This is a genomic window from Pseudomonas sp. M2, from assembly GCF_015751845.1.
Lineage (GTDB): Bacteria > Pseudomonadota > Gammaproteobacteria > Pseudomonadales > Pseudomonadaceae > Aquipseudomonas > Aquipseudomonas putida_E.
Map to the genome: position 1 here is coordinate 3,291,364 of NZ_JADOUD010000001.1, position 14,742 is coordinate 3,306,105.

The following is a 14,742-nucleotide window of genomic DNA, read 5'->3' on the forward strand; positions in this document are numbered from 1 at the left end:
GGGGCCGCCAAGCGGCCCCTGTGGTCAGGCAACCGGCGCCTGTTGCCTGACCTGATACTGGTTGCGCACCGGCGTGGCGTATTGCAACACCAGGTATGGCCGCTGCTCCTGCGGGCAGGCGTCCAGGCGGCGTTGCCATTCTTCCTTGGCTTTTGCCAGCTCCTCGGCCGGGAACAGCTTCTCGGCGCTCGGCACCTGTAGTGCCTCATCCTTTTCGCCCCACATTGCGTAGGCCAGGTAGTGCACCGGGAACAGTCGGTAGCCACCCAGAATCTGCCGGTCGATCTCCTGCGCCAGCTGCTTGGTGTCCTCGTAGAACGCGGTTACCGGCGGGGCGAAGTTGATGTGTACCCGGCCCTTGTAGCCGGTGATGCCTTTGGCGATGCTGTTGTCGTCTTCACCTGGCGCCTTCTGATAGGTGCCGGTAGTCGCACGGATATACAGTTCGCGCGCCTTGGCCTGGTCGCAGGGGTCGTACTCGTAGCTGATCGACACCGGAGTAAGGTTAAGGCCCTGGATCACCGCACCGAAAGGCTCATCCTTGCGGCTCATGTGGAACATCTTGAGGATGGCCGAGTCGGTGCGGTCATCGCCATCTTTGGCACGGCCTTCGGCCTGGGCGATCCAGATCGAAGCGCCGTCGTTGCGGATCGAATGGTTGATGTAGGCCGAGAGCAGTTGGTAGGCCGCGAGCTTTTCGCGCCGGCCAGTGAGCGAGCGGTGGACGATGAAGCTCTTGTTCAGGCGCATCATGTCGCTGACGAACGGCTTTTGCAGCAGGTTGTCGCCAATGGCGATGCGTGGCGTCGGCAGGCCTGCGTGGTACACCGCGTAGTTGACGAAGGCCGGGTCCATGACGATGTCACGGTGGTTGGCCAGGAACAGATAGGCGGTACCGGATTTGAGTTGCTCGACGCCTGTGTACGTGACCCCGTCGGTAGCGCGCTCGATGGTGTGGTCGACGTAGTATTCGACCTTGTCCTGCAATGTGGACACGCAGGTAACCCCGGCGAACTCCTTGCGCAGGCGGCGGGCGATCAGCGGCTTGAGCAACCAGCCGAGTGCCCCGGCTGCGCGCGGGAAGCGGAAGTGGGTGAGGATATCGAGGAATGCCGGGTCGCTGAGCAGGCGTGCCAGCACGGCAGGGACCTCAGCATCGTCGTACGGTCGGATGGCATCGAATTCGCCCATCATGCTCTCTTGTTGGAAACGGCTAGGGTAATAAAGTAGGGGTGGGGCCCGAAAAACGGCTCGGACACACGCAGGCCCTGTAAACAGACCGGCAATTATACGCATAAGTCACTGCGGAGGCCGCGATGCTGGAAACCGACTTCTACGATTGCCCTTATTGCGGCGAGCGCGTGGAAACCACCGTGGACATCTCTGGTGGCGACCAGATGTATACCGAAGACTGCCAGGTATGTTGTCAGCCGGTGGTGTTCATCCTGCAGGTGCACGGCGACGAATGGATGCTCGAAGTCAGACGCGAGGACGATGCCTGATGCGGCGGATCTACGAACCGGAAACCTTGCTGGAGGCAGAAATGCTCGCTGGCATGCTGGCCAGCGAGGGTATCGAGGTGCACCTGATCGGCCGTGACCTGATGGGCGGTGTTGGCGAGTTGCCGATGCAAGGCTTGCTCGGGCTCGCCGTGGCCGATGAGCAGGCAGGTTACGCACGGCAGCTGATCGATGCGTACAATGGCGCCCAGCCGCTTGTCGGCGACGAACCGGAGAGCTATCCCGGTACCTTGATCTGCTAGGTTCTGAAATCGCCCATGTGTGGACGCTATGCCCTGTTTCGCTGGCCCCAGGTGCTGGCAAGCCTGCCAGGCTTTCCTGCCGGTCAGCCGGCGCAATGGAATATCTCGCCCGGCGCTTCGGTGCTGATCCAGCGCCAGGTCGACGGCCAGATGCAGTTGGCCAAGGCGCGCTGGGGCCTGACCCCGGCCTGGCTCACTGACCTCTCACGCACCCCCGCGCATGCCCGGGCCGAAACCCTGGCCGAGCAACCGATGTTCCGCGAAGCGTTACGTCTGCGGCGCTGCCTGATGCCAGCCAACGGTTTTTACGAATGGCGTGGCACGGTGCGCAAACGGCCGTACTGGTTGACGCCGGGGGAGGGTTCGTCGTTGTATTTCGCGGCCATATGGGAAGCCTACCCGGTCCAGGACCAGGTGTGGCTGAGCTGTGCGGTGGTGACCCAGGCGGCGATGAACCAACGCCGGCCGTTGATTCTCGATGAGGCGGGGCAGGCCGCATGGCTGGCCCCTGACACACCGCTGCCGCGTCTGCATGAGCTGCTCGCCAGCCCACCGGCCACGCTACGTGAGCGGGCGCTGGCGAATTTCGTCAATGACCCGAAGCTGGATGCGCCCGAGTGCCTGACGCCGGCCTGATGAGGCCGGTACTGGCGAAGAAAATCTTCCCTGCGGCTCTGGTAGCCCATGGGCGACTCGGCCTAGGATATCCCGCATGTAAAAAGGGAGTGTTTTCATGCGTAAGTCTTTTGTCGTCAGCCTCTTGAGCGCTGGCATCCTGCTGGCTGGCTGCCAGGCGGTCAATACCACCAGCGGCGGTGCTGTCGGCGTCGAGCGCAAGCAGTACATGTTCAGCATGCTCTCGACCGATGAGGTCAACCAGATGTACGCCCAGTCGTATCAGCAGACCCTTGGCGAGGCGTCGAACAAGGGCGTGCTGGACAAGTCCAGCGCCGATGCCAGGCGCGTGCAGGTGATTGCCGACCGGCTGATCGCCCAAGCGCCGAAATTCCGCCCGGATGCCGCCCAGTGGCAGTGGGAGGTCAATGTGATCAAGAGCGATGAGCTCAACGCCAACTGCGGCCCTGGCGGCAAGATCATCGTCTACACCGGCCTGATCGACCAGCTCAAGCTTACCGATGCCGAGATTGCGGCAGTGGTGGGGCATGAGATCGCCCACGCGCTGCGTGAACACAGTCGCGAAGCGATGTCCAAGGCTTACGGTGTGGAAATGGCCCGCCAGGGCGCAGGTGCGCTGTTTGGCCTTGGCCAGAACAGCATTGCGCTGGCAGACCAGGTGGTGAACTACGCCATGACCTTGCCCAACAGCCGCGCCAACGAGAACGAAGCCGACCTGATCGGCCTGGAACTGTCGGCGCGTGCCGGCTACGACCCGAATGCCGCGATCACCTTGTGGAACAAGATGAGCAAGGCGTCCGAGGGCGCGCCACCTGAGTTCATGAGCACTCACCCGGCCTCTGACAGCCGGATCGCCTCGTTGCAGGCGGCAATTCCCAAGGTCATGCCGCTGTATCAGGCCGCCAAGAAGTAAGAGCAGCTACAAGCTACAAGCAAGAGCAGTACGCGTACATCTGCTCTTTCTTGCAGCTTGCAGCTTTACCCCACCCACCCACTGGTTTTCATTGCCGAGTAGACGGCGACGATCGCCAGTACGATGAAGGCCGTCGCGGCCAGGCGGCGAATCAGCGTCAGCGGCAGCTTTTCTGCGGCGAAATTGCCCGCCAGGACTACTGGCACGTTCGCAATCAGCATGCCCAGCGTGGTACCGATGATGACCATGATCAGGTGCGGGTACTGGGCTGCCAGCATCACCGTGGCCACTTGGGTCTTGTCACCGATCTCGGCCAGGAAGAACGCGATCAGCGTGGTCAGGAACGGGCCGAAGCGACGCGCAGGGTTTTCATCATCATCCATCTTGTCCGGCACCAGGGTCCACAGGGCCGTGGCGGTAAAGCTCGCGGCGAGAATCCAGTGCAGCGTCGACTCGCTGAAGAACCCGCTGACCCAGGCGCCCACGGCACCTGCGGCGGCATGGTTGGCCAGGGTGGCGGCGATGATGCCGGCGATGATCGGCCAGGGCTTGCGGAAGCGAGCAGCCAGAATGAGCGCGAGCAATTGCGTCTTGTCGCCGATTTCGGCAAGCGCGACGATCGCGGTAGGTACGAGGAGCGATTCCAGCATCAGGGTTCCTGTGGGGGCGGGTCGACACGGCTATGACACGTACAGCCTCCCCGCCCCGGGTAAGGTGTGCGTGTCATAGGTCTTGTCAAACCCTGGACCTGTCTGCGCAGATCGTGGGTCGCACGCGCCATGGCCTGTGGGCCAAGTGTGTTGACGCGTGCCGGGCAAGCAGGGTGCTTGCGGGAGACTACTCCCCTAGGACGGTGCGGATTCTGCCTAGCCGAAACGCTTTGGGCAAGCCCTGTTTTTATCAGCGTGTTGCTTGATAGATGCGAAAACCGTCTGCCTCGGCACAGGTCCGACAGTTGCCCAGCGCGCCTTCGATCAGAGGCTGGTAACGCAGGAAACTGTTGGCGACCAAGCGCATTTCGCCGCCTTTTCGCAGATGTTGGCCTGATTTTTTCAGCAGGTTTTCCGATGCCTGGTAGTTGGTGTGCACACCGGTATGGAACGGCGGGTTACTCAGGATCAGGCTCAAGTCGCCGGGTGCAGCATCGATACCGTCGCCACTGATAACTTCACCTTCCAGCTGATTGGCCGCCAGCGTCAGGCGGCTGGCCGCCACGGCGAAGGCGTCTACGTCCAGCATCGTGACCCGGCTCTGTGGGTAACGGCGTTTGACTGTGGCGCCGAGTACACCGGCACCGCAGCCAAAGTCCAGTACATGGCCCACTGGCAGGTTATCCAGGTGCTTGAGCAGCAACGCTGTGCCGCGGTCCAGGCGGCCGTGGCTGAACACGCCAGGCAGGCTGACCACCTGCAGCGGGCCGTCTTCCAGTTCAAGCGCGAAGCGTTCGGCCAGGCTTTCCAGTGGCTTGGCTTCGGGCGCGTTGTCCACGGTGACCTGCCACAGCTGGCAATGCCGGGCACTGTCGAGCTTGCGTGGCTTGCCCAGGGCCTGCAAATGCTTGGCCGCGCCTTCGATGCCGCCGCGCTTTTCGCCCACCAGGTAGAGTTCGCCGCCGTCCAGGCGTGACGCCAGTGCGTTTAGCAGGTAGGCCGCCAGTTCGCGCGACTTGGGCAGGAACAGTACGGCCGCCTCGAAGGCGACCGGCGGCACGTCGACGCCGTAATGGCTACGCCCGGCAAAGCGGGCGTCGAGCATGGCCTGATCACCCGCGTGCCAGGTCCAGGCATTGGCCTTTGGCAACTGGCCGAGCAGGTCATCGGCGGGGGCGCCGGCAATCAGCAGTGGACCCTGGAACAGGTCCGCCTGGCGGAGCAAAACTTCACTGCGCGGGTCCATGGACGACGCCTCCTGAAAAAAGTGGCGCAGTGTAGCAGAGCCTGCCCTTGCGCTCAGCTGACCACGCGGCGTGGCTGGCCGGCAAAGAATGCCTGGGCGTTCTCGCTGAGCTGGCCGACGATGCGCTGGCGCGATTCCACCGCGCCCCAGGCGCTGTGCGGCGTGATCAGTAGGCGCGGGATGTCGCCGGCCAGCAGCGGGTTGCCGTTGACCGGCGGCTCGACGCTCAGCACGTCGGTGGCGGCGCCGCCCAGATGGCCGCGACGAAGGGTGTCGGCCAGGGCCTGCTCGTCTATCAGGCCGCCACGTGCGGTATTGACCACCAGCGCGCCGGGCTTGAGCAATGCCAGCTCACGTGCGCCGATCATGTGCCGTGTGTGTTCGTTGAGGGGGCAGTGCAACGTCAGGGCATCGACCTGCGGCAGCAGTTCGTCCAGCGGCAGGCGATCGTTGCGCGCCGGGCGCCCGGGGATCTGCCCGCTCAGCACGCGCATGCCAAAGGCTTCAGCAAGCCGCGCGACGGCGCCACCGAGTTCGCCATGGCCGAGCAGGCCTAGGGTTTTGCCTTCCAGTTCCACGATCGGGAAGTCCAGCAGGCAGAACTGGCTGGCCTTGGCCCATTGGCCATCGGCCACCGCCTGGTTGTAGTCGCACAAGCGCGTGGCCAGCGCCAGCAGCAGGGCCAGGGTGTGCTGTGCCACCGAGGGCGTGCCGTAGCCTTGGCAATTGCAGACGGTGATGCCCTGGGCGCGGGCGGCAGCCAGGTCGACGTTGTTGGTGCCGGTGGCAGCGACCAGGATCAGCTTGAGCTGTGGGTTGGCAGACAGGGCGTTGGCGTCGAGCATGACCTTGTTGCTGATCACCGCAACGGCGCCCTGCAGGCGCTCGGCTACCTGATCCGGGCGGGTGGCGTCGTACAGTTCGAACGCGTCGAACTGGCTCTGCAAAGGTGAGAGGTCGAGGTCACCAAGGTCCAGGGATTCATGATCGAGAAACACAGCGCGACGCGGGCTGGGCATAGGTACGGCTCCAGTGGCAGGGCAAGGGTTGATCCATCGACCGAACAATGCCACTCATACCTCGCGCAGCCAAATCATTCCTTCGACTGATTTGACCGTCACATTGGCGAACTACAGTAGACACAGACTTGTCCGGCTCGCTTTTCAAGAAGGGATAACCATGCTGCAGACCCGCATCATCAAGCCCGCCGAGGGCGCCTACAGCTTTCCTCTGCTGATCAAACGCCTGCTGATGTCCGGCAGCCGCTATGAGAAGACCCGCGAGATCGTCTACCGCGACCAGTTGCGGCTGACCTATCCACAGCTCAACGAGCGTATCGCCCGCCTGGCCAACGTGCTGACCGAAGCCGGGGTCAAGGCCGGTGACACCGTGGCGGTGATGGATTGGGACAGCCACCGTTATCTGGAATGCATGTTCGCCATCCCGATGATCGGCGCGGTGGTGCACACCATCAACGTGCGTCTGTCGCCTGAGCAGATCCTCTACACCATGAACCATGCCGAGGACCGCTTCGTGCTGGTCAACAGCGATTTTGTCGGCCTTTACCAGGCCATTGCCGGGCAGTTGACCACGGTCGACAAGACCCTGCTGTTGACCGATGGCCCGGACAAGACCGCCGAACTGCCGAACCTGGTGGGCGAGTACGAGCAATTGCTGGCGGCGGCCAGCCCGCATTACGACTTCCCGGATTTCGACGAGAACTCGGTCGCCACCACGTTCTACACCACCGGCACCACAGGTAACCCCAAGGGCGTCTACTTCACCCACCGCCAGTTGGTGCTGCACACCTTGGCCGAGGCCTCGGTGACCGGCAGTATCGACAGCGTCCGCCTGCTTGGCAGCAATGATGTGTACATGCCCATCACGCCCATGTTTCACGTGCATGCCTGGGGCATCCCGTACGCGGCGACCATGCTCGGTCTGAAACAGGTGTACCCGGGCCGCTACGAGCCCGACATGCTGATCAAGCTCTGGCGGGACGAGAAGGTCACCTTCTCGCACTGTGTACCCACCATCCTGCAGATGCTGCTCAATTGTCCGAGCTCCCAGGGCCAGGACTTCGGCGGCTGGAAGATCATCATCGGTGGCAGTGCGCTCAACCGCTCGCTATATCAAGCGGCGCTGGCCCGGGGCATTCAGCTGACTGCAGCCTATGGCATGTCCGAAACGTGCCCGCTGATTTCTGCCGCCCACCTGAACGATGAGCTGCAGGCCGGTAGCGAAGACGAACGCGTGACCTACCGCATCAAGGCCGGTGTCCCGGTACCGCTGGTGGAAGCTGCGATCGTCGATGGCGATGGCAATTTCCTCCCGGCAGATGGCGAGACTCAAGGTGAGTTGGTGCTGCGTGCGCCTTGGTTGACCATGGGCTATTTCAAGGAGCCGGAGAAAAGCGAGGAGCTGTGGCAGGGTGGCTGGCTGCACACCGGTGACGTCGCCACACTCGACGGCATGGGTTACATAGACATTCGCGACCGCATCAAGGACGTGATCAAGACTGGGGGTGAATGGATCTCCTCCCTGGACCTCGAGGACCTGATCAGCCGGCATCCTGGAGTGCGCGAGGTTGCAGTGGTTGGGGTCGCCGACCCGCAGTGGGGGGAGCGCCCGTTCGCCCTGCTGGTGGTGCATGACGGCCAGGCTGTCGATGCCAAGGCGTTGAAGGAACACCTCAAGCCATTTGTAGAGCAAGGGCACATCAACAAGTGGGCGATTCCCTGCCAGATCGCCGTTGTTACAGAAATTCCCAAGACCAGTGTCGGGAAGCTCGACAAGAAGCGCATCCGCCAGGACATCGTCCAGTGGCAGGCGAGTAACAGCGCCTTCCTTTCCACGCTGTAACCGCGTTGCGGGTCGTGTACCCCGGGGCACGACCCGCAGGCCAGAGCGGCCGTCACCTTGCCAATCGGTAAAAATCGGCCATGCTTGGGCACTGCCGGTGCGTAACCTGGGAACACGCCAGGGCGAATTGGCCAACGGTGTGCAAATCACACTTTAGAGGGATCAAGCACCTTGGTCTGCTGGCTATAGTCGGGGCCAGGGGATTTTCAGGAATGGGGGAGGGCGACACGCGCAACACGTGTCGCCACGGGCGCAAGCCTGCATACCGGTCGCACGGGCCGTTCTTGAAAGGACTCACTGCCATAACAAAAAAGTACATGGAGTAGCGTCGATGACATCTGCAAACCCGTTCTGGCGTCGGGCCAAGCTACCTTTGGCCGTCAGCCTTGCTTCCACGCTCGCAAGCCCTGCTTTCGCGGTCAGTTTCAACATCGGGGAAATCGAAGGCCAGTTCGACTCGTCGCTCTCCGTCGGGGCCAGCTGGTCGACCGCCAACCCCAACAGCAACCTGATCGGCGCCAACAACGGCGGCAAGGGTCTTTCGCAAACCTCGGACGATGGTCACCTCAACTTCAAGAAAGGCGAAACCTTCTCGAAGATCTTCAAAGGTATCCACGACCTTGAACTGAAGTATGGCGACACCGGCATCTTCGTGCGGGGCAAGTACTGGTACGACTTCGAACTCAAGGACGAGAACCGCGAGTTCAAGGACATCAGCGATTCGAACCGCAAGGAGGGCGCCAAATCGTCTGGCGCCGAACTGCTCGACGCGTTCGTCTATCACAACTACGCCATCGGTGATCAACCCGGCTCGGTGCGTCTGGGCAAGCAGGTAGTGAGCTGGGGGGAGAGTACCTTCATTGGCGGCGGCATCAACGCAGTCAACCCGATCGACGTTTCTGCGTTCCGCCGGCCAGGGGCTGAAATCAAGGAAGGCCTGATCCCCGTCAACATGTTCTACGTCTCGCAAAGCCTCACCGACAACCTGTCGACCGAAGCTTTCTACCAGATCGAGTGGGACCAGACCGTTGTCGACAACTGCGGCACATTCTTCTCCCAGCCCGACGTGATCGCCGACGGCTGCGACAACAACCTGGCCGTGCTGGCCACGCAGAACACCTTGGCCAGCCGGCTTGGGCCGCTGGCTGCGCCAGTCGCGGCCACTCTGGCCGCACGCGGCGTGAGTTACGGCTCCCCCGATGAGGGCGTGATCGTCCGTCGTGGCGCGGACCGCGATGCTCGGGACAGTGGTCAGTTCGGCGTTGCCCTGCGCTACATGTACGAGCCGCTCAATACCGAATTCGGTGGCTACTTCATGAACTACCACAGCCGTGCGCCAATCTTCAGCGGTCGCGGTGCCGATGCCCAGTACTACAGCACAAGCGGCCTGGCGGGCGCGCTGGTCAGTGCGGGTGTGCCGTCTGCTGCGCTGGCGAGCCTGTTGCCAAGCCTTATGCCGTTGCAGGTCGCAGGCAACTCCAGCTACTACGTGGAGTATCCGGAAGACATCCGTTTGTATGGTCTGAGCTTCTCGACCACACTGCCTACCGGTACCGCCTGGAGTGGCGAGATCAGCTACCGGCCGAACGCTCCGGTGCAGTTGAATACCACCGATATCCTCTATTCGGGCCTGACGCCGCTCAATCCGGATGTCTCTGTGTTGCAGGGAACACCGGGTGCCGACCAGCCTGGTTATCGTCGCAAGGAAATCACCCAGCTGCAGACAACCTTCACCCACTTCTTCGATCAGGTGATGGGGGCAGAGCGGCTGACCATGGTCGGCGAAATCGGCTGGACCCACGTCGGCGGCCTGGAAAGCACATCCAAGATGCGTTACGGGCGTGACCCGGTGTTCGGCCCGGGGCCTCTGCCCAATGGCCAGTGCGAGGCGCTCAACAGCAGTACCCTGGGCACCGCCGATGCCAACAACGTATCGCGCTACTGCGAGAACGATGGCTATACAACGTCTGATTCCTGGGGCTATCGCGTTCGCGCTATCTGGGACTACAACAACGTCATTGCCGGTGTGAACCTGCGCCCCAGCGTAGCCTGGTCGCATGACGTCGATGGTTACTCGCCGGGCCCTGGCGGCAACTTCGAGGAAGGCCGCAAGGCAGTCAGCCTTGGGCTGGACGCCGAATACCAGCAGACCTACACCGCGAGCCTTTCGTACACCAACTTCTTCGACGGCAAGTACAGCACCGTGGATGATCGCGACTTCCTCGCCCTCAGCTTCGGCGTGAACTTCTAAGCACACAGATCCAGGACGACACGACATGAACAAGACCAGAAGTCTGCTGCAAGCCGGTGTACTGGGCCTGTCCCTGCTGGCAACCGGCGTCATGGCTGCGGTTTCCGCCGATGAAGCGGCAAAGCTGGGCAGCACCCTGACCCCGATGGGCGCGGAAAAGGCCGGTAACGCCGACGGTTCCATCGGCCCGTGGCAACCGTTGTCAAAGACCGCAGGCAGCGTCGATGCCAAGGGCTTCCTTTCCGACCCGTATGGCAGCGACAAGCCGCTGTTCACCATCACCGCGCAGAACGTTGACCAGTACAAGGACAAGCTGTCGCCAGGCCAGGTGGCGATGTTCAAACGCTACCCAGAAACCTTCAAGATACCGGTGTACAAGACCCATCGTGGCTCCACGGTGCCTGACGAGGTGTTCGCCGCAATCAAGAAGAATGCCACCGCGACCACGCTGGTCGAAGGCGGCAACGGGCTGAACAACTTCCAGACCGCAGTGCCATTTCCCATCCCCAAGAGTGGCATTGAGGTTATCTGGAACCACATCACCCGCTACCGTGGTGGCAGCGTCAGCCGTTTGGTAACCCAGGCCACGCCGCAGCAGAACGGCTCCTACAGCCTGGTGTACTTCGCCGATCAGTTCGTCTTCCGCGACAAGATGAAGGACTTCGATCCGAACAACCCGGGCAACGTCCTCTTCTACTTCAAACAGGAAGTGACCGCGCCAGCGCGTCTGGCCGGTACCGTGCTGCTGGTGCATGAAACCCTCGACCAGGTGAAAGAACCGCGCAAGGCGTGGATCTACAACGCCGGCCAGCGTCGCGTGCGCCAGGCGCCGCAGGTGTCGTATGACGGGCCGGGTACCGCAGCGGATGGCCTGCGTACTTCGGACAACCTGGACATGTACAACGGTGCGCCAGACCGCTACGACTGGAAGCTTGAAGGCAAGAAGGAGATGTACATCGCCTCCAACGCTTACAAACTCGACGATCCGAAGCTCAAGTACGCCGACATCCTCAAGGCCGGTCACATCAATCAGGACCTGACCCGCTATGAACTGCGCCGGGTCTGGCATGTGGTTGCAACGCTCAAGCCGGGGCAGCGCCACATCTATGCCAAGCGCGACTTCTATATCGACGAGGACACCTGGCAGGCAGCGGTGATCGACCAGTATGACGGCCGCGGCCAGCTATGGCGGGTTTCCGAGGCGCATGCCCAGGACTACTACAATGTTCAGGTACCGTGGTACACCCTGGAGGCCATCTACGACCTGCAATCGGGCCGTTATCTGGCCTTGGGCATGAAGAACGAAGAGAAGCGCGCCTACGACTTCGGCTTCAGTGCCAGCAAGGCAGACTTCCAGCCAGCTGCGCTGCGCCAGTCAGGTATTCGTTGAACCGCTAGTGCTGCACACCTTGTGATACTCCCAGAACGCCCCGGCTTGCCGGGGCGTTTCTGTTCCAGCCCCTTGTTGTACTGGCCGGCGCAGTCATAAAACGGGTGAATACCTCGCCAAACCCCGCGCCAGCCCTCTGTCCATCAGGCTTGTCGTTTTTTGTCGTAGTCTTTTACAGGCCATTTGCGCCCATCATCTTCAAATACGCCGCGTTACCCGCTAGTCTCGGAGCAATCCGTACCGCCGTAGTCTTCCAACCAGAACGAGCCGGCCATGACTGATTTGTCCCGTACGCATGGAGTCGCCAGCCAGGCCGTGGGCCTGCTGGACGGGCGTTTCTTCCGGCCACCGCTGCCGCACGGCCACGTGCCGCGTGCGCGCCTGTGCCAGCGTTTGCAGGCCGGCCTCAGCGGCCGTTTGTTGCTGGTCAATGCCCCGGCAGGCTTCGGCAAGAGCTCCCTTGCCATCGAATTCTGCGAGGCGCTGCCCGACCATTGGCGCAGCCTCTGGCTTGGGCTCAGCCAGCGCGATGCTGACCCGGGCCGTTTTCTCGAACGCTTGCTTGAGGGGCTGCAGCAGTACTGCCCGGCGTTGGGCGGCCAAGCCATGGGCCTGTTGAAAATGCGCCAGCGCCACCAACCCTTCGCGTTCGAGGAATGGATCGACGGCCTGCTCGACGAATTGGCGTTGTACCTGCAAGCCGATACACCCTTGCTGCTGGTACTGGACGACTATCACCTGGCCCAGGGGCCGGTGCTCGATCGCTGCCTGCAGTTTTTTCTCAACCACTTGCCGGGCGGCTTGGTGTTGCTGGTCACCAGCCGCCAGCGGCCAGACTGGCACCTGGCGCGGCTGCGGCTCTCACGGCAACTGGTCGAGATCAACGAGCAGGAACTGCGCCTGACGCCCGACGAGGCCCTGGCCGTTCTTGGTCGCCAGCCTACAGGCCTGCGCGGCCAGGCCTTGGACAACCTGATCCAGCGCAGCGACGGCTGGGTTGCCGGGTTGCGGTTCTGGCAACTGGCGGCGAGCGAGTCCGGCGACGAGCATGCGCTGCCACAGGCCCTGCATGGCGGGGAAGGCTTGATCCGCGATTACCTGCTGGAAGAAGTCATCGAAATCCTGCCTGAGGACGTGCAGGCGTTTCTGTTCGACACTGCGTGCCAGGAGCGCTTCTGCGCGGCGTTGTGCGATGCCCTGCGTCAGCGCGACGACAGCGCGGCCATCCTTCGTTACCTGCAGGCGCACCAGGTGTTTCTGGTGCCGCTGGACGAGCATGGGCACTGGTATCGCTACCATCACCTGTTCTCCGACCTGTTGCGCAGCCGCCAGTCCAATGAACCGCAGGCGCGCCTGCACCTGCGTGCCTGCCGTTGGTTCCAGGCTCAGGGGCTGCTTGACGAAGCGGTGGAGCAAGCCCTGCGGGCTGGCCATCTGGACGTTGCCGCCGACCTGGTGCAGAGCCTGTCGGAGGAGCAACTGCTGGCCGAGCAGAACGTCGGCATGCTGCTGCGCTGGAAGATGGACTTGCCCGACAGCCTGCTGATCAGTACGCCCCGGCTGATCGTGCTGTACAGCTGGGCGCTGGGCCTGGCCTGCCAATTGGACGCAGCCGAAGAGCTGGCAAGCTACCTCAGCCGCTTTTTGCCAGCGCCTTCAGCCACCGCGCAAAGGTCCATGCTGGCCCAGTGGCTGGCCTTGAGCGGGGTAATTGCGCGCGGCCGCGGTGATCGCGAACGCACCCTGGCCTATTGTGGTGAGGCGCTGCAAAGCCTGCCGTGCAAACGTTATGGGCAGCGTCTGGTGTGCCTGTCGACGCTGTCCAACCTGGCCATTGCCGATGGCGACTTCTGGCGGGCGCGTGGTTGGAACCGCGAGGCGCTGGAGTTGGCCCAGCGGGTTGGCAACCCCTTGTTCGAAGCCTTGGCGCACTACGACCGTGCCCGGGTGCTGCATGCCAGGGGCGAGGCGCTGCGCGCGCTGGACGAGGTGCGCCAGGGGCTGCAACGCCTCCAGGGCCTTTCGGCCCAGCGGCTGTATGCCGTGCGCGCGCGGCTGACGTTGTACGAGGGCTACCTGCTGGTGACGCGCCTGCAACCTGCGCAAGGGCGTGCGCGCTTGCGTGCGGGGCTGGGCGAGGCGCGCGCCTGTCGCGATATCAGCGTGCTGATAGGCCACTGTGTGATCGCTACCCTCGACGGGCGTGAAGGGCGCTACGCCGACGCCTTCGCCGAACTGGCCGAAGCCGAGAGGCTGATGCATATCTGGGACGTGCCGCCGATCTTCTACCTGGCCATGATCACGCTGGTGAAGTGCGAATTGTGGCTGGCGCAGGGGCGTACCGACCTGGCCGAGTCCTGGTTGCTGCGCCTGGGCCAGACCTACGGTGGCGAGCAGCCTGCGGCGGCGCCGGAGTTCCACCCGTTGTTAGCGCTGCACATCGAGTTGCAGCAGGCCTTGCTCGAACGCATCCAGGGCCGCAGTGAGGATGCCGCTGCGCGCTTGCGCGGCCTGGTCGAGCGCGGGCAGGCCGGCGGTGGCATGATGCTGACCTTGAGCGCGCTGTGCCAGTGGATCACCTTGTCCTTGGAGCACGGTGGCGAGGCGCAGGCTGCCGAGCGCTTGCCCATGGCTCTGGCAGCGGCCCAGGGCGGGGTGATGCAGCCGTTTCAGCGGTTGATCGAGCTGCACCCGCTGTGGCTTCGCGAGCAGTTGCTCGCACGTCCTGCCTGCAAGGTCCAGGTCGAGCTGCTGGCTCGTCTGCCCGAGCAGGCCGCGCCGAGCAGCGGCACGTGCGAGGCGCTCAGTGGTCGTGAGCTGGCAGTGCTGGAATTGATCGCCCAAGGCTGCTCGAACCAGCAGATCAGCGAGCGCCTGTTCATCTCGCTGCACACCGTCAAGACCCACGCCAGCCATATCAACAGCAAGCTCGGGGTGGAGCGGCGTACCCAGGCGGTGGCACGGGCCAAGTCGTTGGGCCTGCTGGCCTGATGCCGGTCGTTGGCGGCCTGGCCGGATAAACAACGGCCCAG

The 14,742-nt window shown here is 62.9% G+C and carries 12 protein-coding genes and 1 riboswitch; of the genes, 8 read left to right on the plus strand and 4 right to left on the minus strand.

Going from position 1 to position 14,742, the window contains the following annotated elements:
* Positions 1-24: 24 nt before the first annotated feature.
* Positions 25-1,194 (minus strand): 1-acyl-sn-glycerol-3-phosphate acyltransferase, encoded by a 1,170-nt coding sequence (locus IWW33_RS15300; protein ID WP_161871248.1) that lies wholly within the window; start codon positions 1,192-1,194, stop codon positions 25-27.
* Positions 1,195-1,316: 122 nt separating this feature from the next.
* On the opposite strand from IWW33_RS15300, the gene IWW33_RS15305 reads away from it, so the two are divergent.
* The 4 genes from IWW33_RS15305 to IWW33_RS15320 all read left to right on the plus strand — a co-directional run bounded on the left by IWW33_RS15305 (position 1,317) and on the right by IWW33_RS15320 (position 3,311).
* On the plus strand, positions 1,317-1,502 hold the full coding sequence (locus IWW33_RS15305; RefSeq protein WP_012316238.1) for a CPXCG motif-containing cysteine-rich protein: 186 nt from the start codon (positions 1,317-1,319) through the stop codon (positions 1,500-1,502).
* Entirely contained in the window at positions 1,502-1,762 is a 261-nt protein-coding gene (locus tag IWW33_RS15310) for a DUF2007 domain-containing protein (protein ID WP_115273872.1), read from the plus strand. The genes IWW33_RS15305 and IWW33_RS15310 overlap by 1 nt, the downstream gene beginning before the upstream one ends.
* Before the next feature lie 15 nt (positions 1,763-1,777).
* Complete coding sequence (locus IWW33_RS15315) at positions 1,778-2,398, plus strand: SOS response-associated peptidase (RefSeq protein WP_115273873.1); 621 nt, start codon at positions 1,778-1,780, stop codon at positions 2,396-2,398.
* A gap of 97 nt (positions 2,399-2,495) precedes the next feature.
* Entirely contained in the window at positions 2,496-3,311 is an 816-nt protein-coding gene (locus tag IWW33_RS15320) for a M48 family metallopeptidase (RefSeq protein WP_012316235.1), read from the plus strand.
* A gap of 65 nt (positions 3,312-3,376) precedes the next feature.
* Here IWW33_RS15320 and IWW33_RS15325 read toward each other — a convergent pair whose 3' ends face one another.
* The 3 genes from IWW33_RS15325 to IWW33_RS15335 all read right to left on the minus strand — a co-directional run bounded on the left by IWW33_RS15325 (position 3,377) and on the right by IWW33_RS15335 (position 6,226).
* Entirely contained in the window at positions 3,377-3,958 is a 582-nt protein-coding gene (locus IWW33_RS15325) for a TMEM165/GDT1 family protein (protein ID WP_174141606.1), read from the minus strand.
* A 91-nt stretch (positions 3,959-4,049) separates the two neighbouring features.
* Positions 4,050-4,169, minus strand: a riboswitch (yybP-ykoY riboswitch).
* 42 nt (positions 4,170-4,211) lie between these two features.
* Positions 4,212-5,207: a class I SAM-dependent methyltransferase gene (locus IWW33_RS15330; protein ID WP_125923400.1), complete on the minus strand. Its 996-nt coding sequence runs from the start codon at positions 5,205-5,207 to the stop codon at positions 4,212-4,214.
* Positions 5,208-5,260: 53 nt separating this feature from the next.
* A complete protein-coding gene (locus tag IWW33_RS15335; RefSeq protein WP_046784541.1) occupies positions 5,261-6,226 on the minus strand; it encodes a 2-hydroxyacid dehydrogenase in 966 nt (321 codons plus the stop codon).
* A gap of 160 nt (positions 6,227-6,386) precedes the next feature.
* On the opposite strand from IWW33_RS15335, the gene IWW33_RS15340 reads away from it, so the two are divergent.
* The 4 genes from IWW33_RS15340 (at position 6,387) to IWW33_RS15355 (ending at position 14,701) form a co-directional block, all read left to right on the plus strand.
* A complete protein-coding gene (locus IWW33_RS15340) occupies positions 6,387-8,069 on the plus strand; it encodes a fatty acid--CoA ligase (RefSeq protein ID WP_046784540.1) in 1,683 nt (560 codons plus the stop codon).
* Between the two features lie 331 nt (positions 8,070-8,400).
* On the plus strand, positions 8,401-10,320 hold the full coding sequence (locus tag IWW33_RS15345; RefSeq protein ID WP_115273876.1) for a DUF1302 domain-containing protein: 1,920 nt from the start codon (positions 8,401-8,403) through the stop codon (positions 10,318-10,320).
* Between the two features lie 25 nt (positions 10,321-10,345).
* Positions 10,346-11,710 carry a DUF1329 domain-containing protein gene (locus tag IWW33_RS15350; protein WP_115273877.1) on the plus strand — a complete coding sequence of 455 codons (1,365 nt, stop codon included), beginning with the start codon at positions 10,346-10,348 and terminating at the stop codon, positions 11,708-11,710.
* A gap of 273 nt (positions 11,711-11,983) precedes the next feature.
* Positions 11,984-14,701, plus strand: coding sequence for a LuxR C-terminal-related transcriptional regulator (locus IWW33_RS15355; protein WP_046784537.1), 2,718 nt, complete (start codon positions 11,984-11,986; stop codon positions 14,699-14,701).
* Positions 14,702-14,742: the final 41 nt, after the last annotated feature.